The 19,430-nt window shown below is 62.7% G+C and carries 21 protein-coding genes; 7 read left to right on the plus strand and 14 right to left on the minus strand.

Annotation, left to right across the window (positions count from 1 at the left end; translation table 11 throughout):
• Nucleotides 1-124: 124 nt before the first annotated feature.
• From secA to ISO4_RS03085, 3 genes are all read left to right on the plus strand, one after another.
• Complete coding sequence (gene secA, locus ISO4_RS03075; RefSeq protein ID WP_194855103.1) at nucleotides 125-2,872, plus strand: preprotein translocase subunit SecA; 2,748 nt, start codon at nucleotides 125-127, stop codon at nucleotides 2,870-2,872.
• A gap of 2 nt (nucleotides 2,873-2,874) precedes the next feature.
• The gene (argJ, locus tag ISO4_RS03080; protein WP_194855104.1) at nucleotides 2,875-4,077 is read left to right on the plus strand and encodes a bifunctional glutamate N-acetyltransferase/amino-acid acetyltransferase ArgJ; all 1,203 of its coding nucleotides are present in this window, start codon (nucleotides 2,875-2,877) and stop codon (nucleotides 4,075-4,077) included.
• 63 nt (nucleotides 4,078-4,140) lie between these two features.
• Nucleotides 4,141-5,109, plus strand: coding sequence for a Nudix family hydrolase (locus ISO4_RS03085; protein ID WP_194855105.1), 969 nt, complete (start codon nucleotides 4,141-4,143; stop codon nucleotides 5,107-5,109).
• 97 nt (nucleotides 5,110-5,206) lie between these two features.
• Here the strand turns inward: ISO4_RS03085 and ISO4_RS03090 are convergent, their stop codons facing one another.
• The 5 genes from ISO4_RS03090 to pilB all read right to left on the minus strand — a co-directional run bounded on the left by ISO4_RS03090 (nucleotide 5,207) and on the right by pilB (nucleotide 10,001).
• Nucleotides 5,207-5,404 (minus strand): DNA gyrase inhibitor YacG, encoded by a 198-nt coding sequence (locus tag ISO4_RS03090; RefSeq protein WP_142948178.1) that lies wholly within the window; start codon nucleotides 5,402-5,404, stop codon nucleotides 5,207-5,209.
• A complete protein-coding gene (gene coaE, locus ISO4_RS03095) occupies nucleotides 5,394-5,996 on the minus strand; it encodes a dephospho-CoA kinase (RefSeq protein ID WP_194855106.1) in 603 nt (200 codons plus the stop codon). Before coaE ends, ISO4_RS03090 begins: the two co-directional genes overlap by 11 nt.
• A gap of 137 nt (nucleotides 5,997-6,133) precedes the next feature.
• Nucleotides 6,134-7,018: a prepilin peptidase gene (locus tag ISO4_RS03100; RefSeq protein WP_194855107.1), complete on the minus strand. Its 885-nt coding sequence runs from the start codon at nucleotides 7,016-7,018 to the stop codon at nucleotides 6,134-6,136.
• Between the two features lie 2 nt (nucleotides 7,019-7,020).
• Complete coding sequence (locus tag ISO4_RS03105; protein WP_194855108.1) at nucleotides 7,021-8,244, minus strand: type II secretion system F family protein; 1,224 nt, start codon at nucleotides 8,242-8,244, stop codon at nucleotides 7,021-7,023.
• Between the two features lie 35 nt (nucleotides 8,245-8,279).
• A complete protein-coding gene (pilB, locus tag ISO4_RS03110) occupies nucleotides 8,280-10,001 on the minus strand; it encodes a type IV-A pilus assembly ATPase PilB (RefSeq protein WP_194855109.1) in 1,722 nt (573 codons plus the stop codon).
• A 320-nt stretch (nucleotides 10,002-10,321) separates the two neighbouring features.
• On the opposite strand from pilB, the gene ISO4_RS17150 reads away from it, so the two are divergent.
• Nucleotides 10,322-10,810, plus strand: coding sequence for a pilin (locus ISO4_RS17150; RefSeq protein WP_194855110.1), 489 nt, complete (start codon nucleotides 10,322-10,324; stop codon nucleotides 10,808-10,810).
• A 209-nt stretch (nucleotides 10,811-11,019) separates the two neighbouring features.
• On the opposite strand, the gene ISO4_RS03120 is transcribed toward ISO4_RS17150, so the two are convergent.
• The 5 genes from ISO4_RS03120 to ISO4_RS03140 all read right to left on the minus strand — a co-directional run bounded on the left by ISO4_RS03120 (nucleotide 11,020) and on the right by ISO4_RS03140 (nucleotide 13,905).
• The gene (locus ISO4_RS03120; protein WP_228547877.1) at nucleotides 11,020-11,394 is read right to left on the minus strand and encodes a hypothetical protein; all 375 of its coding nucleotides are present in this window, start codon (nucleotides 11,392-11,394) and stop codon (nucleotides 11,020-11,022) included.
• 4 nt (nucleotides 11,395-11,398) lie between these two features.
• Nucleotides 11,399-12,376 (minus strand): DUF4351 domain-containing protein, encoded by a 978-nt coding sequence (locus ISO4_RS03125; protein ID WP_323745328.1) that lies wholly within the window; start codon nucleotides 12,374-12,376, stop codon nucleotides 11,399-11,401.
• A 317-nt stretch (nucleotides 12,377-12,693) separates the two neighbouring features.
• Nucleotides 12,694-13,140: a DUF4351 domain-containing protein gene (locus ISO4_RS03130; protein ID WP_194855112.1), complete on the minus strand. Its 447-nt coding sequence runs from the start codon at nucleotides 13,138-13,140 to the stop codon at nucleotides 12,694-12,696.
• 111 nt (nucleotides 13,141-13,251) lie between these two features.
• The gene (locus ISO4_RS03135) at nucleotides 13,252-13,617 is read right to left on the minus strand and encodes a type II toxin-antitoxin system RelE/ParE family toxin (protein ID WP_194855113.1); all 366 of its coding nucleotides are present in this window, start codon (nucleotides 13,615-13,617) and stop codon (nucleotides 13,252-13,254) included.
• Nucleotides 13,618-13,905, minus strand: a complete 288-nt coding sequence (locus tag ISO4_RS03140) for a type II toxin-antitoxin system ParD family antitoxin (RefSeq protein ID WP_067609717.1) — start codon at nucleotides 13,903-13,905, stop codon at nucleotides 13,618-13,620.
• Between the two features lie 210 nt (nucleotides 13,906-14,115).
• Between ISO4_RS03140 and ISO4_RS03145 the strand changes: the two genes are divergently transcribed.
• Nucleotides 14,116-14,433: a HigA family addiction module antitoxin gene (locus ISO4_RS03145; protein ID WP_142948065.1), complete on the plus strand. Its 318-nt coding sequence runs from the start codon at nucleotides 14,116-14,118 to the stop codon at nucleotides 14,431-14,433.
• Here ISO4_RS03145 and ISO4_RS03150 read toward each other — a convergent pair.
• Nucleotides 14,430-14,789, minus strand: a complete 360-nt coding sequence (locus ISO4_RS03150; RefSeq protein WP_142948066.1) for a glycine zipper family protein — start codon at nucleotides 14,787-14,789, stop codon at nucleotides 14,430-14,432. The two genes, ISO4_RS03145 and ISO4_RS03150, sit on opposite strands and share 4 nt — an antisense overlap.
• Nucleotides 14,790-14,985: 196 nt before the next feature.
• Here ISO4_RS03150 and ISO4_RS16940 point away from each other — a divergent pair, with 196 nt between their 5' ends.
• Nucleotides 14,986-15,168 (plus strand): hypothetical protein, encoded by a 183-nt coding sequence (locus tag ISO4_RS16940; protein ID WP_202552927.1) that lies wholly within the window; start codon nucleotides 14,986-14,988, stop codon nucleotides 15,166-15,168.
• 14 nt (nucleotides 15,169-15,182) lie between these two features.
• Here ISO4_RS16940 and ISO4_RS03160 read toward each other — a convergent pair whose 3' ends face one another.
• The 3 genes from ISO4_RS03160 to ISO4_RS03170 form a co-directional block, all read right to left on the minus strand.
• Complete coding sequence (locus ISO4_RS03160; RefSeq protein WP_228547878.1) at nucleotides 15,183-16,058, minus strand: DUF4351 domain-containing protein; 876 nt, start codon at nucleotides 16,056-16,058, stop codon at nucleotides 15,183-15,185.
• A gap of 190 nt (nucleotides 16,059-16,248) precedes the next feature.
• Nucleotides 16,249-17,094: a carboxylating nicotinate-nucleotide diphosphorylase gene (nadC, locus tag ISO4_RS03165; RefSeq protein ID WP_194855114.1), complete on the minus strand. Its 846-nt coding sequence runs from the start codon at nucleotides 17,092-17,094 to the stop codon at nucleotides 16,249-16,251.
• Nucleotides 17,087-18,421, minus strand: a complete 1,335-nt coding sequence (locus ISO4_RS03170) for an alanine/glycine:cation symporter family protein (protein ID WP_194855115.1) — start codon at nucleotides 18,419-18,421, stop codon at nucleotides 17,087-17,089. The genes nadC and ISO4_RS03170 overlap by 8 nt, the downstream gene beginning before the upstream one ends.
• A gap of 229 nt (nucleotides 18,422-18,650) precedes the next feature.
• Here ISO4_RS03170 and ISO4_RS03175 point away from each other — a divergent pair.
• A partial coding sequence (locus ISO4_RS03175) for a DUF1631 family protein (protein WP_194855116.1) occupies nucleotides 18,651-19,430 on the plus strand: 780 nt, incomplete at its 3' end.

Raw genomic sequence — 19,430 nt, forward strand, 5'->3', positions numbered from 1 at the left:
AGCTTGTGGCTTGAAGCCTGCGGCTTGAGGCTTGAATAGTCGCCCTCCGCACCTTATCTCCTTGGTCTATTGTGTTTAGAATGGCTCTTTTTCGCCCCACCCATTGAGAATAAACGGACGTTTCATGCTGGCTACCATCGTCAAAAAAGTCTTCGGGACCAAGAATGACCGCGAGCTCAAGCGGATCAGCCGTCTGGTGGCCGGGGTCAACACCCATGGCGACGCCATGGCGGAATTGGATGACGGCGCGCTGCAGGCCAAGACCGCCGAGTTGAAGGCGGCGCTCGCCGACGGCAAGACCCTTGACGAGATACTGCCGGAAGCGTTCGCGGTGGTCCGCGAGGCGGCCACCCGGGTGATGGGCATGCGCCACTTCGACGTCCAGTTGATGGGCGGCATCGCGCTGCACGAAGGGCGCATCGCGGAAATGCGCACCGGTGAGGGTAAAACCCTGACCGCCACCCTGGCGGCCTACCTGAACGCCCTGGCCGGCAAGGGCGTGCACGTGGTCACGGTCAACGACTACCTGGCCGCGCGGGACGCCAACTGGATGCGCCCGCTGTACGAATTCCTGGGCCTGAGCGTGGGCGTGATCTACTCCCAGCAGCCGCAGCCGGAAAAGCGCGAGGCCTACGCCTGCGACATCACCTACGGCACCAACAACGAATACGGTTTCGACTACCTGCGCGACAACATGGCGTTCCGCCTGGAAGACCGTGTCCAGCGCGGCCTGTTCTACGCCATCGTCGACGAAGTCGACTCGATCCTCATCGATGAGGCGCGCACGCCGCTGATCATCTCCGGCCCGGCGGCGGACTCCTCCGAGCTGTACCGTCAGATGAACACCCTGATTCCCAAGCTGCAGCCGCAGCGCGAGGAAGAGGGCGAGGACGGCCAGAAAGCGGAAGGCCACTACTACATCGACGAAAAGCAGCGCCAGGTGGAGCTCACCGAGGACGGCCACCAGCTGATCGAGTCCCTGCTGGTCGAAAACAACCTGCTGGAAGCCGGCGAGAGCCTCTACGCGGCCCACAACCTGACCCTGCTGCACCACGTGCACGCGGCGCTCAAGGCCCACGCCCTGTTCCACAAGGACCGCCAGTACGTGGTGCAGAACGATCAGATCGTGATCGTCGACGAGCACACCGGGCGCACCATGCCGGGCCGCCGCTGGTCCGAAGGCATCCACCAGGCGGTGGAAGCGAAGGAGGGCGTGCGCATCCAGCAGGAAAACCAGACCCTGGCGTCCACCACCTTCCAGAACTACTTCCGCCTCTACGAGAAGCTCGCCGGCATGACCGGCACCGCCGACACCGAGGCGATGGAATTCCGTCAGATTTACGGTATGGACGTGGTGGTGGTGCCCACCAACCGGCCCATGGTGCGTAAGGACGCCAACGATCTGGTCTACCTGACCCTGCAGGAGAAATTCGACGCCATCGTCGAGGAAGTGCGCGACTGCGTGGAGCGCGGCGCGCCGGTGCTGGTGGGCACCGCCACCATTGAGGCCTCCGAATACCTGGCCCAGCGGCTCACCAAGGAAAAGATCAAGCACCAGGTGCTCAACGCCAAGCAGCACCAGCGCGAGGCGCAGGTGATCGCCCAGGCCGGCCGCCCCGGCACCGTGACCATCGCCACCAACATGGCCGGTCGCGGTACCGACATCGTGCTGGGCGGTAACGCCGAGGAAGAGATCAAGCACATGGACGAGCCTTCCGAGGAGAAGGCCGAGAAGATCCGCGCCGAGTGGGAAGCCAACCACAACACCGTGCTGGAAGCCGGCGGCCTGCACATCATCGGCACCGAGCGCCACGAATCCCGCCGGATCGACAACCAGCTGCGTGGCCGGGCCGGCCGCCAGGGCGACCCGGGCTACACCCGCTTCTTCCTGTCCATGGAAGACGACCTGATGCGCATCTTCGCCTCTGACCGGGTGCGCAACATGATGCGCTCGCTGGGTCTCAAGGACGGCGAAGCCATCGAGCACCGCTGGGTGACGCGCGCCATCGAGAACGCCCAGCGCAAGGTGGAAACCCGCAACTTCGACATCCGCAAGAACCTGCTGGAATACGACAACGTGGCCAACGACCAGCGCCGCGTGGTGTACAGCCAGCGTGAGCAGATTCTCGAGGCCGAGAGCCTGGCCTCCTCGGTGGAGAGCATCCGCCGCGACGTGATTCCCGAAGTGGTGCACAGCTACATGCCGCCGGGTTCCGTGGAAGACCAATGGGACGTGGAAGGGCTGGAGAAGAGCCTGCAGGCGGAATACAGCAGCGATATCCCGGTGCGCCAGTGGCTGGAGGAAGACAACGGCCTGCACATCGAGGGCGTCACCGAGCGCATCATCGAACAGCTGGAAGCGGACTACGCCCGCAAGGAAGAGGAGATCGGCACCGAGACCCTGCGTCCGATCGAGAAGCACCTGATGCTGCAGATCCTCGACCGCCACTGGAAAGAGCACCTGGCCAACATGGACCACCTGCGCCAGGGCATTCATCTGCGCGGCTACGCCCAGAAGAACCCCAAGCAGGAATACAAGAAAGAAGCCTTCGAGCTGTTCCAGACCATGCTTAACCAGATCCAGCATGAGCTGGTGCGCGTGCTGCACAACTTCGAAGTGCGCCGCGAGGACGAAGTGGAGCGTCTCGAAGCCCAGCGCCAGGAAGAAGCCCGCGTGCAGGCCGAGAAAATGAAGGCCGAGCAGGAAGAGGTGGCCGCGCCCACCGCCCAGGGCGACGGCACCGGCCAGACCCAGGGACCGCCGGAGAAGCCGCGCACCGTGGTTCGCGAAGGCCGTAAAGTGGGCCGCAACGAACCCTGCCCGTGCGGCTCCGGCAAGAAATACAAGCAGTGCCACGGAAAGCTGGACTAACCATGACACAGACTGAATGGTTCCCGGTGGCCGGCGTTAAACTCGCCGCCATCGCAGCGGGCATCAAAAAGCCCAACAAAAAGGATTTGGTGGTCATCGAGCTGGCCGAGGGCAGCCGCGCCGCCGGCGTGTTCACCACCAACCGCTTCCAGGCGGCGCCGGTGCAGGTGGCACGCCGCAACCTGGCCGAGAAAGCGCCCCGCTACCTGATGATCAACACCGGCTACGCCAACGCCGGCACCGGCGACAAAGGCCACGCCTACTGCGAGGAAACCTGCCTGCTGCTGTCCGAGCTGGCGCACTGCGCGCCCTCGGAAGTGCTGCCGTTCTCCACCGGCGTGATCGGCGCCACCTTCCCGATGGAACCGTTCGAGGAAGGCCTGCCGCTGGCCCTGGACGACCTCAGTGAGCACCACTGGGGCCGCGCCGCCGAGGGCATCATGACCACCGACACGGTGCCCAAGGTCGCCAGCCGCCGCATTGAGCTGGACGGCGACACCATCACCATCACCGGCATCGCCAAGGGCGCCGGCATGATCAAGCCCAACATGGCCACCATGCTGGGGTTCATCGCCACCGACGCGAAAGTGTCCCAGCCGCTGCTGGACCAGTGGGTGAAAAGCCTGGCGGACCGCTCCTTCAACCGCATCACCGTGGACGGCGATACCTCCACCAATGACGCCTGCATGCTGATCGCCAGCGGCCAGGTGGGCGCCGAGATCAACGACCGCGCCGACCGCAACGCGGAGCTGCTGTACCAGGCCCTGGAAACCGTGTTCGTGGAGCTGGCCCAGGCGCTGATCCGTGACGCCGAGGGTGCCACCAAGTTCGTCTCTATCGAAGTGTCCGGCGCGCGCAGCGACCGGGACGCGCAGATCGTCGCCGAGACCATCGGCCACTCACCGCTGGTGAAAACCGCGCTGTTCGCCTCCGACCCGAACTGGGGGCGCATCCTCGCGGCCGTAGGCCGCGCGCCCATCGAAACCCTGGACGTGAACAAAGTGGCGGTGTGGCTCAGCGAAGTGGAACTGGTGCGCGAAGGCGGCGTCGCCGACAGCTACACCGAAGAGCAGGGCGCCGCGGTGATGGCCCGCCCGGAAATCACCATCCGCGTCGACCTGGGCGCCGGCGACGGCACCGGCCAGGTGTGGACCTGCGATTTCAGCTACGACTACGTCAAGATCAACGCCGAATACCGCACCTGAACTTGTGGGAGCAGGTTGTGGGGGCGGGCCCGCTCCCAAGAGACACACCCCGACACCGAGCCTATGTCTGAATCTCTCCCCGAAATAACCGTCGTAGCCGCCATCATCCGTGATCGGCGAGATCGCCTCTGCCTGAGCCGTCGCCCGGAGCATAAACACCAGGGCGGCCTTTGGGAGTTTCCCGGCGGCAAAGTGGAGGAGGGCGAGCCCCTGGAGCGGGCCCTGGCCAGGGAGTTGGACGAAGAACTGGGCATGAAAGCGGCCCGCTCCCAGCCCTTCATGACCGTGCGCCACCGCTACCCGGACCTGCGCGTGACGCTGCATTTCCGCGAAGTAACCGCTTACACCGGCGAGCCCCACGGCCGCGAAGGCCAGCCGGTGGAGTGGGTGCCGCTGCACGAGCTTTCCAGCCGCCAGTTCCCCGCCGCCAACCAGCCGGTGGTCACCGCCCTCAAACTGCCCCGGCAGCTGGTGATTCCCCCGGAAGGGCTCCATTACCAGGACGTGCTCGCCGGCATCGACCGGCTCGACCCCGACAGCCAGGGTCTCTACCTGCGGCAATGGTCGCAAAGCGACGCGCTCCCCGAGCTCGCCGCCCGCTGCCGCCAGCGCGGCGTCCGCTTCTGGATCCGCGACGACGCCCACCTCGCCACCCGCGAACACGCCTTCGGCCTCCACCTGACTTGTGGGAGCGGGCCCAGCCCGCGAAAGGCCGGCGAAGCCGGCCGGCAGGATCCCAGAGACCCTGAACAGGCCCTCCAAAACTACCCAGGCATCCTCTCCGCCTCTTGCCACAACGAACAGGAAATCGCCCAAGCGGTAGAGTGGGGCGCGCAAATGGCCACCCTCTCCCCGGTCCACGCCACCCCCACGCACCCGGACGCCCACCCCCTCGGCTGGGACCGCTTCCGCGCCCTGGTGGAAGGCAAACCACTGGTGTTCTACGCCCTCGGCGGCGTCACCCCGCAAGACCTGGACACAGCGCTCCACAACGGCGCCTTCGGCACCGCCGGTATCCGCGCCTTTTGGTAGGCAGCCTGTTTGTGGGAGCGGCCTTGTGGGAGCGGGCTCAGCCCGCGAAAGGCCGGCAAAGCCGGCCGGCAGGATCCCAGAGCCCTATCCGATACCCTCAGCTCAGGTTATCGAAATCATCCATCGGGTCGGTGGGCTCGCCGGGAATCGCGTGGCGCTCCGACGCCCAGTCGCCCAGGTCGATCAGCTTGCAGCGCTCCGAGCAGAACGGCCGCCAGGGGTTGTCGTCCCAGCGTGAGGGTTTCCGGCATTGCGGGCAGGGGTAAATACGGGTGGGCTGTTCGTTATCCGCCATGTCGTTGCGCGAGTTCCAAATACGTTTCATGTAAGGCGTCGAGCCGCTCATGCAGGTGCCGCAGCGGGCCGTGGTTCTCCACCACGTCGTGGGCCGCCGCCAGGCGGCGCTCGCGGTCCATCTGGGCGCGCATGATCGCCTGCACCTGCGTCTCGGGCACGGTATCCCGCGCCACGGTACGCGCCACCTGAAGCTCCGGCGGCACGTCGATCACCAGGATACGGTGCACCATCTCTTTCTGGCTACCCTCGAGCAGCAGCGGCGACACCAGCACCGTGTAGGGCGAATCGCTGGTGTGGATCTGCCGGTAGAGCTCACGGCCGATGGTCGGGTGGGTGATCGCCTCCAGATCGCGGCGCGCCTGCTCGTCGCTGAACACGATATCGCGCAGCGCACGGCGGTCCAGACTACCGTCGTCCTGCAGCACCGCGCCGAACCGGTCGACGATAGCGTCCAGCGCCGGCTCGCCCGGCGCCACCACCGCCCGCGACGCCAGGTCCGCGTCGACAATGGTCACACCGCGCCGCGCCAGATGATCCGTGGCCGCGGTCTTGCCGCTGCCGATACCGCCGGTCAGGCCGACAACAAACATAGGGACTCCGCAATCTGAGCGTGTTTGTGGGAACGGGCCTTGTGGGAACGGGCCTTGTGGGAGCGGGCCCAGCCCGCGAAAGGCCGGCAAAGCCGGCCGGCAGGATACCAGAGAAGCGCGTTCGGTGGGATTGACCGCTACCCGAGGTTAAACAGCCCCAGGTAGGAGCTCACAATCGCCTCACCCCAAAGCAAGGCGATCCACCCGGCGATCGCCAGATAGGGCCCGAACGGAATCCCCTGATCCCGTTTCATGCTGCCGCTGGCCATCATCGACACCGCGAACACCAGGCCCACCACCGACGACAGCAACACCACCACCGGCAGATACTGCCAGCCCAGCCAGGCGCCCAGGGCGGCGAGCAGCTTGAAGTCACCGTAGCCCATGCCTTCCTTGCCGGTGAGCAGCTTGAACACCCAATACAGACTCCACAGCGCCAGATAGCCGGCCATGGCCCCGATCACCGCGTCGGACAGGCTCACCGGCGAGATGCCCAGCACCGCCGCCAGCAGGCCCGCCCACAGCAGCGGGTAGGTGAGATCGTCCGGCAACAGGGTGGTGTCCAGATCAATCACCGCCAGGGCCAGCAGCGTAAAGCTGCCGTACAGCATGAAGATCAACCAGGGATCGTAACCGAAGCGCCAGGCGCACAGGCCCGCCACCAGCGCGGTGAGCAGCTCGATGATCGGATAACGCTTGCTGATCGCCGCCTTACAGCCGCTGCAGCGGCCCTTGAGCAGCGCCCAGCTCACCACCGGCACGTTCTCGTACCAGCGGATGCGATGATTGCAGTGCGGGCAGTGGGAACCGGGCGTTACCAGGTTGAAGATGGGCGGGGTCTCTTCCCCTTTGGGCGCGGGCTGCTCCAGCAACTCGCGCGCCTCCTGACGCCAGGTGGCCTCCATCATCTTGGGAATGCGGTGGATCACCACGTTCAGGAAGCTGCCCACCAGCAGGCCGAACAACACGCAAACCAGGATCAGGGCGGCCGGGTTGGCCGCCAGGTAGTCGAGAAGCAGCACCGTTAAACCACCGCGCCGAGCTGGAAGATGGGCAGGTACATCGCGATGATTAGGCCACCGATGAGTACGCCGAGGATAGCCATGATCATTGGTTCTAGCATACTGGTGAGACCGTCCACCAGGTTGTCTACTTCGTCTTCGTAGTAGGTGGCCACTTTGCCCAGCATGGCATCGAGGGCGCCGGATTCCTCACCAATGGCGGTCATCTGCAATGCCATAGCCGGGAATACACCGGTTGAGCGCATGGCGAATTGAAGCTGCTGGCCTGTGGCCACGTCTTCTTTAACCTGAAGTACGGCTTTCCGGTAAACCACATTGCCGGTGGCGCCGGCACAGGCATCCAACGCTTCGATTAGCGGCACGCCGGCAGCGAAGGTGGTGGACAGCGTGCGTGCGAAACGGGCGACTGTGGCCTTGTGGGTAATCGGGCCGACCACTGGGAGGCGAAGCAATGCTCGGTCCACGGCATCATGAAAGCCTTGCGATCGCTTGCGAGCTTCCACAAAACCAATAATCAGAGCTGCGGCCACAACCAGAACCATCAAAAAATTTGCCTGGAGACCTTCGGACAAGCCAATCACGAACTGAGTGAAGGCAGGAAGCTCCGCGCCGAATCCTTCAAACAGCTCTTGGAATGTCGGAACCACCTTGACTAGAAGGATGCCCGTAACCACTACGGCTACACAAATAACGGCGATAGGGTACTTCACCGCTTTCTTGATCTTTTGCTTCAGGGCTTCGGTTTTCTCTTTGTATAGCGCCACCCGATCCAGCATAGTCTCCAATGAGCCGGAGGCTTCACCGGACTCGATCAGGCTGCAATAGAGGTCATCGAAGAGGCGTGGGTGCTGACGAAGAGCGCCAGCGAAGTTGTTGCCGCTTTCCACATCGGCTTTCAGTTTGAGAACCACCTCCCGCATGGACGGGTTCTCCAGGCCATCCGAAACAATTTCAAAAGCCTGAACCAACGGCACACCCGCTTTCATCATGGTTGCCATCTGGCGTGTGAAAAGTGCGATATCCATGGGCTTGATCTTTTTCTTCCCGCCCAGGGATATCTCACGTTTCTTGACCACCTTCTTGGCCTGAATGCCCTGCTTGCGCAACTCGGCGCGCACCAGTGCTGGCCCCTTGCCGGTGATCTCCCCCTTTACTTTGCTGCCTTTGCGGTCGATGCCTTCATAGGTGAAGGTCGCCGGTTTTTGTGCTGTCGCTGTTTTTGCCATAGTCGAAACCCTGACCCACCGAAACCTATAATAGTTTAGTGCCCGCTGGTCACCCGGCTCACTTCCTCAAGACTGGTGACGCCGTGCATGACCTTGATCAGGCCGGAACGGTACAGATCGTTGAACCCCTCTTTGCGGCACTGGTCGCCAATCTGGATGGAATTGCCTTCCTCCATGATAATGCGCGCAATGCCGTCGGTGATGCGGACTACCTCATAAACCCCCACGCGCCCCTTGTAGCCGCCTTTGCACTTCTCGCAGCCTTTGCCACTGGGGCCGTACACAGTAAACCCGGATTGGATGTCCTCGTCCGTGAAACCCATCTCAACCAGCGATTGCTTGGGCACATCCACCGGCTCCTTGCAGTGCTCGCACAGCCGCCGGGCCAGCCGCTGGGCGATAATCAGAATCACCGAGGTGGCGATGTTGAACGAGGGCACCCCCATATTGCGCAGCCGGGTCAGCGTCTCCGGGGCGCTGTTGGTGTGCAGTGTGGAGAGCACCAGGTGGCCGGTCTGCGCCGCCTTCACCGCGATCTCGGCGGTCTCCAGGTCCCGAATTTCCCCCACCAGGATGATGTCCGGGTCCTGGCGCAGGAAGGCACGCAGGGCGGTGGAAAACTCCATGCCCTGCTTGGGGTTCACATTGACCTGGTTGACCCCCTCCAGGTTGATCTCCACCGGATCTTCCGCTGTGGAAATATTGCGCTCCGGGGTATTGAGGATGTTTACACCGGTGTAAAGAGACACGGTCTTGCCTGAGCCGGTAGGGCCGGTAACCAGAATCATGCCTTGAGGCTTGCTCAGGGCATCCATGTACATCTTCTTTTGCTCTTCCTCGTAGCCCAGGTGATCGATGCCCATCTTGGCGCTTTCCGCGTCCAGGATCCGCAGCACGATCTTCTCACCATAGAGGGTGGGGCAGGTGTTAACCCGGAAATCGATGGCCCGGGTCTTGGAAATCTTCAGCTTGATGCGGCCGTCCTGGGGCACCCGGCGCTCGGAAATGTCCATGCGCGCCATCACTTTAAGGCGCGCGGCCAACTTGCTGGCGGTGGTGATCGGTGGCTTCGCCACCGTCTCCAGAATGCCATCTTGACGAAACCTCACCCGGTAGGTCTTTTCATAGGGCTCGAAATGCAGGTCCGAGGCGCCTCCCTTGATGGCGTCCAGTAGCAGCTTATTCACGAAGCGCACGATAGGCGCGTCATCGGAGCCCGCGGCTGCGTCTTCAGTGCCTGAAGCATCCGCGTCCGCACTGGCCGTTTCCAGGTTGTCGAGATCATCATCCAGATCGTCGAACGCCTTGCCTTCCTGCTCGGACTCAAGCTGATCGATCCAGCGCCGCAGCTTATCGTCTTCGGCGATTACCGTTTCCACATTCAACCCGGTGTTAAAGCGTATTTCTTCCAGGGCCGGTAGGTTGGTGGGATCGGAAACCGCCACGAACAAACGGCTGCCGCGCCGTAGCAGGGGGAGGATGGTGTGCTTGGTGATCAGCTTCGGATCAACCAAGTCCTTCACCATCATCTCTTTGGAGAAGGTGTTCAGATCGATCAGGGGATCGCCGAACTCCTCAGCAGCGGAGCGTGCGACCACGGCCGCGCTGACATGGCCGCCCGCCACCAGATGGTGGACCAGAGCGACCCTTGCTTGCCGCGCTTCGGTGGCGGCGGTCTGGGCCGCTTCCATGGAAAGGTGGCCTTCCTTTACAAGACGGCGGGCCAGGCCGCTTAAAGACGCTGCGGAACTATTCATAAGAAGTGATCATGGTTATTTATACTTACCCCCGAAGCAGATTGGCAGCCTTCCCGGCGGCTGTAAAGAGCCTGCGATCAAGGGGTTGGCCCCATTAGTTGCATTGCCACCTTAACTGACGGATTTGGTCATAAAGGGTCACAAAGGGTGACGCTCTTTGTCAGCGCCTGACAAAAAACGGCAGCGGTTTGGTGGGGAAAGTGACCTCCAGAGGCGCAAACCCGGCGCGTGAAAGTTGGCCCAATAGCTGCATAGGTCTGGTGCAGGCGCTCGCCTCGGGGGTGAGCACATAATAAAGTTTCGACTCTGGAGATTCCGAAATGAAACAAGTGCAGAAGGGTTTTACGCTTATCGAACTGATGATCGTAGTTGCGATCATTGGTATTCTGGCAGCCGTGGCTCTCCCGGCCTATCAGGATTACACTAAGCGCGCCAAAATGAGCGAAGTAATCGGGTACGCGGCCGCTGCAAAAACAGCCGTTACTGAAACTTTCCAGTCAACAGGTACCCTGCCGGCCAATAACGCCGCTGCAGGAGTTGATGCTACTCCTGCCAACATCACTTCCGATTATGTGAAAAGCGTGACCATCACTAGTGGTGTGATTGACGTTGTAGTCCAGGGTACAAATGACGCCGATCTTGATGGCGCAACCGTCACCTTTAGCCCGGTCGAAGCTGGCTCAACTACCGCCGTTACGACTGGTTACGCTGGGGCGATTGGCTGGGATTGTTCTGTCTCTGACGCAGGGGTTGCTAAGTTTTTCCCTGCTAACTGCCGTAACGCGGCCGCCGCTGCTCCGTCTCCGTAAGGAACGTTTTGGCAAGTTACAGAGATTTAAAGGAGGCCCTCTGATAGAGGGCTTTCTTTTGTATAGATAGAATATGGGGAGAAGGTGGGATGACGGGTTCAGGGCTTGCTTGCTTCCACGAGACGCTTAGTGGACACTTACTAAAACCTGTCTAGAGTGCCTATAAACCCTCAGCCTTTACTTTTTTGCAGGCGCTTTCGATTCACCTTCTAATCTACCCAATTTCTTAAAAGTTCGCCGCTCGTCTTCAGTTCAACACCCGATAAGCCCGCCCCCCGCATACAGTTCTTAACCACCTGACTCTTCTCCTGCTCCGCGTCCTGGGCTTTGCCGGCCGCGCCGATTACGGCGCCGCCGCCGGCCATGCGTCCGGCGGTACCGGAGTCGCCGAAGATGGCGCCACCGGCGGCGATGGCGCGGCAGTCGCTGAGGTCTTGCTGATACTGGGCTTCGTCAATCCCTTGCTTGTCCACCACCACGCGCTTGGATGAGGCGCAGGCGGTGGTGAGCAGGGCGGCGAGGGCGCGGTGATGAAAATAGGAGAGGGTCGGCTTACGCTGCAATTCGACCTGGCGGATAGACATCGACCTACTTGTTGTCGAAAACCTGGTCCAGCGAATTGGCTTCCAGTACCCGGCCAGCCCAGACGTCTATTTCCTCGGTGGTGGCCTGCTCCAGGCGCTGATGCACGTCGTCAGGCAAGGGGCCGAAGCGGTGATTGAGCAGACGGATTAGTAGCTTGGCTTGGCCCTGCTGCACACCCTGCTGAACACCTTGCTGCATACCTTGCTGTACGCCTTCTTCGCGGGCGAGGCGCTCGAAACTGGTGATGTATTGCATGTGTTTCTCTCCTTCGATGGCGGTTAGGCGTTGCCCAAGATCTTTCTCCAGGTTGGGCGGCAGCGCCATCAGCCAGTCGATGACGCGTAATAATTGAATAATACGGTGTTTTTCCCGGCGCTGGCCATAGAGCAGCCGGATCAGGCGATATTTGGCGTGATAGCGCTGAGCGCTCTGGTTGCGTGTGCGCTGAGTCTGCAGGTGCGCCAGGGTGACCAACCCGAACGGATTGTCGCTACCGGCCAAAGTCTGTTCGCGGGAACGGTAATCAAGCAGCTTCACACTGGGGAAGTCTAGCGTCCAGTGGCAACCAAGCACTGATTGCCGATAAGGCCCGGGACGCCAACCGCCCCGACGGTCGGCCAGCACGGCTAGGCTGGCCACCGGCCGGCGGAAGCGATCGAAGATCCGGTAATGGTAAATCATCATGCGCTCGGCGAAGCCGGATTCAGGACTGCTCTGGATCTCAATGTGCAGGTGGATCCACTGCTCGCCCCCGCTCACCAGAGCCACTTCGACGAGCTTGTCCACCACACGCCTTCCGGTGTGGGATTCCGGCACGATTTTCTGCAGCTCCTGGTCCAGGAAGCGGTGGGGCTGTTGCCAGTCGATGGCCCGCCAGGCATCAGGAAAATAGAGCGGCATGAAATCGGCCAGCATTATCTCGATGGCTTCTTTCCAGGGCGAGTCGTAGTCGTCTTGCTGGGATTCTTCCGTTGTTGTCACAGGCTGCCTCCATGCGTTGAGGAGGCAGGGTGTCATTAAGAGGGTGGGATTGGCTGTCAGCCGTCTCTGAAAAAGACGTCGGTGATTTCAGGTCATGGTGGTCAGTTCAACACCCGATAACCCCGCCCGCGCATACAGTTCTTAACCACCTGGCTCTTCTCCTGCTCCGCGTCCCCGGCTTTGCCGGCAGCCTGCCCCCCGACGGCGCCTTCGGCGGCGTCGCGGCCGGTGGTGAGCAGGGCGGCGAGGGTGCGCTGGTGGAGATGGAGAGGGTCGGATTACGCTGGGCTAATCCGACCTACCGGGTAGACATCGACCTACTTGTTGTCGAAAACCTGGTCCAGCGAATTGGCTTCCAGTACCCGGTCGGCCCAGACGTCTATCTCCTCGGCGGTGGCCTGTTCCAGGCGCTGATGCGTGTCCTCCGGTAACGGGCCGAAGCGATGCGTAAGTAAATGGATTAGCAGTCCTGCTCGACCCTGCTGCACACCTTGCTGTACGCCTTCTTCCTTAGCGAGTCGCTCGAAGCTGGTAACGTATTGCATGTGACTCTCTCCTTCGATGGCGGTGAGGCGGAGCCGCAGGCTTTGTTCCAGGTGCGGCGGCAGCGCCATGAGCCAGTCGATGATGCGTAACAGTTGAATAATACGGCTTTTCGCCCATCCCTTGCCATAGAGCAACCGAATCAGGCGGTATTTGGCGCGGTAGCGCCGCGCGCTCTGGTTGCGGGTGCCTTGGGTGCGCAGATGAGCAAGGGTGACCATACAGAGCGGGTGGGGTCAGGTCTTGCGTTTTGCCCCTCATGAGCTGTCAGAGCCTTAGCCGGCGTTTAGGTGATCCGGGCTAGTTGCCGCTTTGGCGCGGTAGCGAGGGCGTTACTCCCGGACCTGATCAGGGTCGAGATGGTGTGCCAGTTCCATGGCGTCGTGCAGTACGCGCCCGACGACAACGCACTCACTGTCCAGCCGGCGGTAGATCAGGAAATGTCGGGGGCGTCGCACGATACCGGTGTCCATCCGAGCCCGGTCCCGGCTCAACGCCAAGTGCCAGGAGTGAACCTCCTCGCCCAGCTCGGGCCGCTCCAGGCTGCCTGGTCTGGCGGGCTGGTGGGCAATATCGCGCAGCCCGGTCACGATGAGCGCCTCGTAACGCTTTCTGGCCGCTTCTCCGAACTGCTCGTGAGTCCAGGCCAGAATGTCGATGATGTCCGCTCGCGCCGCGGCGGAAAGCCGATAATGCACTTAATTCGCCGTTTGATCCCGAGTGGCGGCCAGCCCCAGTTGGCCGATGTAGTCATCAAGCTGGTCGTCCGCCACATCGTCGTACTGGCCGGCGCCAATATCCGCCCAGCCTTTGGCGGCTGCCTCTTTCAGGACCTGAAGCTTGACCGCTTCCCGCTGGTCGCGTTGCTCGATAATGCGAAGGCCTTCACGCAGCACCTCGCTGGCATTTTGATAGCGACCTGACTGCACCAGGCGTTCGACCAAGGCATGTTGAGAATCGCTAAGCACGACGTTGCGTGTCGGCATGGAAAGGCTCCTGTCGGGACGGTTTGTCGTAGCATATCGCCATTGGCATATTATGCCAATGGCAGTAGGGTCAGGTCTTGCTGGTACTGGGCTTCATCGGTTGTAACATGTATCGATACAGGCCACAGTTGGCCGTGATCTTCCAATGGAAGGCAGGGGTTGCGAGCGGCGTCTATCTGGACGCCCACGTGTACAGGTGAGAGGTGAAGTATGGCTGAAACATTAAGAGTGCCCGCTCGTCAGCCCACCAGTGTTGGAATGATGCTCAAAGAAGAGTTTCTTGCTCCGTTGGGTATCTCTCAGGGGCGGCTCGCCAAAGCCATGGGCGTGAGCCGGAAAACGGTGAACGAGCTGTGTGGTAATCGGCGTGGCGTGACCGCCGAAACCGCGTTCCTGCTGTCAAAGGTGCTGGGCACTACTCCGGAATTCTGGCTTAACTTGCAGGTTATAAACGATCTATGGCTGGCCAAGCATAGCGAACGCTTGGCCGCCAAACTCAAGCACGCGCACCCGCTGGTAGCGGCTTAGTTCAACACCCGATAACCCCGCCCCCGCATACAATTTTTAACCACCTGACTCTTCTCCTGCTCCGCGTCCCCGGCTTTGCCGGCGGCACCGATCACGGCGCCGCCGCCGGCCATGCGTCCGGCGGTGCCGGAGTTGCCGAAGATGGCGCCCAGGATGCCGCCGATCACGGCACCGCCGGCGGCGCCTTCGGCGGCGTCGCGGCCGGTGCTGACTTCGTCGGCGACGGCGCGGCAGTCGCTGAGGTCTTGCTGGTACTGGGCTTCGTCGATCCCTTGCTTGTCCACCACCACGCGCTTGGATGAGGCGCAGGCGGTGGTGAGCAGGGCGGCGAGGGTAATCAGGGCGATGCGGTGCATGGTGCCTCCTTGCCGGGTTGGCCGGTGCTTACTTCATTGGACCGTTTATAGCATGGCTTGGTTCGGAGGGTGAGGGACCTGGCATTAGGGTCAGGTCTTGCGTTTGCCCGGTCGCGGTGTTGATCGGGACAGCTCGCTGGGCTACCTTTTATGCGTTTAATTGCTTATCGGCCGAGTTGGCGCAAAAGATATCTTTATGAGAAGCGCGTTCGAACACATCAAGCAGGGGCTTGAAGAGGCCACTGCCCATGCGGAGGGCGATGAGTGTGATGTCGTAATGAGTGGTAGAAATCTCGGCGCGGAGATTCTTGACGGCATCAGTGAGATCAAGCAGTTCAAGAAGGGCAAACTGGTCCTTCTCACTCAGGAGCTCGACTAAACGCGACCCGCTGGTTAGTTTTGCTCGAAAACCTGTTCCAGCGAGTTGGCTTCCAATATGCGGTCGGCCAAGGTTTCAATCTCCGCAGGTGTGGCTCGCTCCAGGCGGGGGCGTATCTCGTCTGGTAAAGGCCCGAAGCGATGCGTGAGCTGGCGGATCAACAACTCGACTTGTCCTTGCTGCACGCCGTCCTGCTTAGCGAGGCGTTCGAAGCTGGTGACGTATTGCATGTGAGTTTCTCCTTCGATGGCGGTGATTCGTTGCCGCAGGCTTTGTTCCAGGTGCGGCGGCAGCGCCATGAGCCAGTCGATGATGCGTAACAGTTGAATAATACGGCTTTTCGCCCAGCCCTTGCCATAGAGCAACCGGATCAGGCGGTATTTGGCCCGGTAGCGCCGTGCGCTCTGGTTTCGGGTGCCTTGGGTGCGGAGGTGAGCAAGGGTGACCAGGCCGAAGGGATTGTCGCTGCCGGCGAGGTCTTTCTCCCGCCGACGGTAATCGAGCAGCTTCGCGTTGGGGAAATCCAGAATCCATTGGCAGCCGAGCGTTGATTGCCGGTAAGGACCGGGCCGCCAGCCGGGCTGATTGTCGGCCAGCACGGCCAGGCTGGCCACAGGCCGGCGGAAGCGGTCGAAGATGCGGTAGTGGTAAATCATCATGCGTTCGGCGAAGCCGGATTCACGACTGCTTTGGATCTCGATGTGCAGGTGGATCCATTGGTCGCCGCCCTGCACCAGGGCTACTTCCACCAGTTTGTCGACGACGCGCCGCCCGGTGTCGGACTCCGGCACGATTTTCTGCAGCTCCTGATCCAGGAAGCGGTGGGGTTGTTGCCAGTCGATGGCCCGCCAGGCATCGGGAAAATAGAACGCCATGAAATCGACCAGCATTATCTCGATGGCTTATTTCCAGGGCGAGTCGTAGTCGTCTTGCTGGGATGCTTCCGTCGTTGTCACTGGCTGCCTCCATACGCTGAGGAGCCAGGGTGTCATTAAGAGGCCCGGAATGGCTGTCAGCCGTCTCTGAAAAAGACGTCAGTGATTTCAGGCCATCGCGGTCCGCTCAAAGCTCGGCCTGCCCTCAGCCCAGCCGCAGCGACAGGTCGATGGCCTGTACATGCTTGGTGAGCGCGCCGGAGGACAGGAACAGGTCGCGGGCGCCGGGCAGGTTTTTGACGTCGTCCAGGGTGCGGTTGCCGGACACTTCCAGGGCGCTCTGCCCGGCCAGGTCGAGGGCGGTTTTCAGCATTTCCGGGGTGAAGTTGTCGAGCATGATCTGGTCCGGGGCGAGGGCGGCGGCTTCGCGCAGTTCGTCCAGGTTTTCCACCTCGATGATGATCTTCTTGCCGGGGCCCTGTTCGCGGGCGGCGCGGATCGCGGCGGTGATGGAGCCGCAGGCGGTGATGTGGTTTTCCTTGATCAGGAAGGCGTCGTAGAGGCCCACCCGGTGATTCTGGCAGCCGCCGCAGAGCACCGCGTATTTCTGCGCGGCGCGCAGGGCGGGCAGGGTTTTGCGGGTGTCGAGCACGGTCACGCGGGTGCCGGCCACGGCGTCGGCGTAGCGGCGCGCGGTGGTGGCGGTGGCCATCATGGTCTGCAGGAAGTTCAGGGCGGTGCGTTCGCCGGTGAGGATGCGCCGGGTGTTGCCGGTGAGCGTGCAGAACACGTCGCCGGCGGTCAGCCGGTCGCCGTCCTTGGCGTGCCATTCCAGGCTCACGCCGCCGAGCTGGCGGAACACTTCCTCGGCCCAGGGGGTGCCGCACAGCACCGCGTCCTCGCGGGTGAGGATGGTGGCGGTGGCGGTGTCGTCCGCGGCGATCAGGCCGGCGGTGAGGTCGCCGTCGCCCAGGTCTTCTTCCAGGGCGAAGGCGACCGCGCGGGTCAGGTGGTCGCCGACGTAGTCGGGCAGGGTGCTGTCTTTATCCATTCGTTTTGAAGAACTCGTTGCTCAGGCGGACCACCACCGGCGCCAGCAGCAGCAGCGCGATCAGGTTGGGAACCGCCATTAGAATATTCATGATGTCCGCCAGGGCCCACACCAGGTCCAGCCCGACGATGGCGCCCACCGGCACCACCAGCACCCAGACTATCCGGAAGGGCAGCAGGGCTTTATCGCCGAACAGGTACTGGGTGCAGCGCTCGCTGTAGAGGCTCCAGCCCAGCAGGGTGGTGAAGGCGAACACCGCCAGGCCGCAGGCCACCACCGCGTTGCCGAGGGTGCCGAAGGTGCTGGAAAACGCCAGCGCGGAGAGCGGCGCGCCTTCCTCGCCGCTGGTCCAGGCACCGGTGGCGACGATGGCCAAACCGGTGACGGAGCATACCACGATGGTGTCGATAAAGGTGCCGAGCATGGCGATGCTGCCCTGGCGGGCGGGGTGGTCGGTGTGCGCGGAAGCGTGGGCGATGGGCGCGCTGCCCAGGCCCGCTTCGTTGGAGAAGATGCCGCGCGCCATGCCGAAGCGGATCGCCTCTTTCACGGCGGCGCCGGCGAAGCCCCCGGCGGCGGCGGTGCCGGTGAAGGCGTCGTTGAAACACAGAGCGATGGCGGCGGGCAGGGCGCTGGCGTGGTCGGCCAGCACGAACAGGCCGGCCAGCAGGTAGGTCAGCGCCATGAACGGCACGATGAAGGTGGCCACTTTGGCGATGCGCTTCATGCCGCCCAGCACCACCAGGCCCACCAGCACCGCCAGGGTTATGCCGGTGGCCCAGGTGGGCACGCCGAAGCTGTCGTTGAGGCCGTGGGCCACGGAGTTGGCCTGCACGGTGTTGCCGATGCCGAAGCCGGCGAACATGCCGAACACCGCGAACAGCAGCGCCAGCCAGGCCCAGTTCTCGCCCAGCCCCTTGCGGATGTAGTACATCGGGCCGCCCACGTACTGGCCGAGGCTGTCTTTTTCCCGGTAGTGCACGGCAAGCACCGCCTCGGCGTATTTGGTGGCCATGCCCACCAGGGCGATCAGCCACATCCACACCAGCGCGCCGGGGCCGCCGGAGTGGATCGCGGTGGCCACGCCGACGATGTTGCCGGTGCCGATGGTGGCCGATAGCGAGGTGGCCAGCGCCGCGCCGGCGCCGATGGTGCCCACCCCGGTGGCCGGCGCCACGATCTGACGGAAGCCGAAGCCCAGCCGGCGGATCGGCAGAAACGTCAGGCGGATGGTCAGGTAGATGCCGGTGCCGGCGATCAGGATCAGCGCCGGCCAGCCCCACAGCAGGCCGCTGATCTGTTTTAGGAGGTCAACAAATTCGGTCATGCCCTTCACGCCCCGTCAACCGTAAAATAGCCAGAGTAGGGAAATTGACCGGTGAGGGGAAGCGGTTCAGATTGAGTCCGATCGCGGTTCTTTGTACGGTGTTACCAGATATTCCCCGAATCGCGGATTGGTTCAAACTTCTCGGCACAGGGCGGTGCTAAGGTACTCTTCGTACGGAAATTCGTAGTGGGCTTCGTAGTTCACGTTTGTCGCCGCCAAGGTGTGTGCCATGTCCAAAGTTACCCGCCTCAAGCCGCTGGAAGGCGGTAAAGGCCGCGCGCTGAGCCTGCCCAGGCCGCTTGAGCGCGTGCGTGACCGCATTACCGAGCGCGCCGGCGGACTGCTGGCGGACATGCTCGACGGCGCCGACGACACCCTGTTCGATCTGGCCGAGAAAGAGACCGACAGCGAGCGCGACCGCTACTTCGATGCCATGCGCGAGCTGCGCCTGCAGCGCGGCGCCCTGGAGACCGGCTTCCGGCAGGCGCTGGGCAATCTGTTCCAGGACAGCGCCCGCACCCCGGACGACCGGGAGCGCGCCACCGGCAAGGTGGCGGTGGAAGACCTGGCGTTGGTCAAACACGAAGAGCTGGAAACCACTGTCGCCCTGGACAACCTGGCCCGCCGCGCCCGCAAGGGCCACGACGAGGCCCTGCGCGCCTTCCAGCACCGCCTCGAGTACCTGTTCGAGAGCAAGGTCGACGTCACCGAACGGAACAACCCCCTGGAGCCGCGCAACCTGGCGGCGTGTTTCTCCGCCTGCCTGGAGCGGCTGTCCCTGGATATCCGCGCCCGCCTGATCGTGCTCAAACTGTTCGAGCGGGTGGTGATGGACGAAGCCGGCGCCATGGTCGACGAGGCCAACCAAGTGCTGGCCGACGCCGGCGTGCTGCCGGATATGAAAACCGTGCCCGTGCCCCGGGGCCGCCCGGCCGGCGAGGGCGGCGCGGGTGCCGGCACCTCCGGCTCGGGCGCTTCGGCGGCCCCGGAACAATCCCGCGCCGCCGGC

The sequence above is a fragment of the Alloalcanivorax venustensis ISO4 genome (assembly GCF_015356855.1).
Taxonomy (GTDB): domain Bacteria; phylum Pseudomonadota; class Gammaproteobacteria; order Pseudomonadales; family Alcanivoracaceae; genus Alloalcanivorax; species Alloalcanivorax venustensis.

What these genes read in the sequence shown, in the direction of transcription:
- secA (WP_194855103.1), top strand. Translation starts at nt 125, where the DNA reads ATGCTGGCTACCATCGTCAAAAAAGTCTTCGGGACCAAGAATGACCGC.
- argJ (WP_194855104.1), top strand. Translation starts at nt 2,875, where the DNA reads ATGACACAGACTGAATGGTTCCCGGTGGCCGGCGTTAAACTCGCCGCC.
- ISO4_RS03085 (WP_194855105.1), top strand. Translation starts at nt 4,141, where the DNA reads ATGTCTGAATCTCTCCCCGAAATAACCGTCGTAGCCGCCATCATCCGT.
- ISO4_RS03090 (WP_142948178.1), bottom strand. Translation starts at nt 5,404, where the DNA reads ATGGCGGATAACGAACAGCCCACCCGTATTTACCCCTGCCCGCAATGC.
- coaE (WP_194855106.1), bottom strand. Translation starts at nt 5,996, where the DNA reads ATGTTTGTTGTCGGCCTGACCGGCGGTATCGGCAGCGGCAAGACCGCG.
- ISO4_RS03105 (WP_194855108.1), bottom strand. Translation starts at nt 8,244, where the DNA reads ATGGCAAAAACAGCGACAGCACAAAAACCGGCGACCTTCACCTATGAA.
- pilB (WP_194855109.1), bottom strand. Translation starts at nt 10,001, where the DNA reads ATGAATAGTTCCGCAGCGTCTTTAAGCGGCCTGGCCCGCCGTCTTGTA.
- ISO4_RS17150 (WP_194855110.1), top strand. Translation starts at nt 10,322, where the DNA reads ATGAAACAAGTGCAGAAGGGTTTTACGCTTATCGAACTGATGATCGTA.
- ISO4_RS03120 (WP_228547877.1), bottom strand. Translation starts at nt 11,394, where the DNA reads ATGTCTATCCGCCAGGTCGAATTGCAGCGTAAGCCGACCCTCTCCTAT.
- ISO4_RS03130 (WP_194855112.1), bottom strand. Translation starts at nt 13,140, where the DNA reads ATGGTCACCCTTGCTCATCTGCGCACCCAAGGCACCCGCAACCAGAGC.
- ISO4_RS03140 (WP_067609717.1), bottom strand. Translation starts at nt 13,905, where the DNA reads ATGCCGACACGCAACGTCGTGCTTAGCGATTCTCAACATGCCTTGGTC.
- ISO4_RS03145 (WP_142948065.1), top strand. Translation starts at nt 14,116, where the DNA reads ATGGCTGAAACATTAAGAGTGCCCGCTCGTCAGCCCACCAGTGTTGGA.
- ISO4_RS03150 (WP_142948066.1), bottom strand. Translation starts at nt 14,789, where the DNA reads ATGCACCGCATCGCCCTGATTACCCTCGCCGCCCTGCTCACCACCGCC.
- ISO4_RS16940 (WP_202552927.1), top strand. Translation starts at nt 14,986, where the DNA reads ATGAGAAGCGCGTTCGAACACATCAAGCAGGGGCTTGAAGAGGCCACT.
- ISO4_RS03160 (WP_228547878.1), bottom strand. Translation starts at nt 16,058, where the DNA reads ATGCTGGTCGATTTCATGGCGTTCTATTTTCCCGATGCCTGGCGGGCC.
- nadC (WP_194855114.1), bottom strand. Translation starts at nt 17,094, where the DNA reads ATGGATAAAGACAGCACCCTGCCCGACTACGTCGGCGACCACCTGACC.
- ISO4_RS03170 (WP_194855115.1), bottom strand. Translation starts at nt 18,421, where the DNA reads ATGACCGAATTTGTTGACCTCCTAAAACAGATCAGCGGCCTGCTGTGG.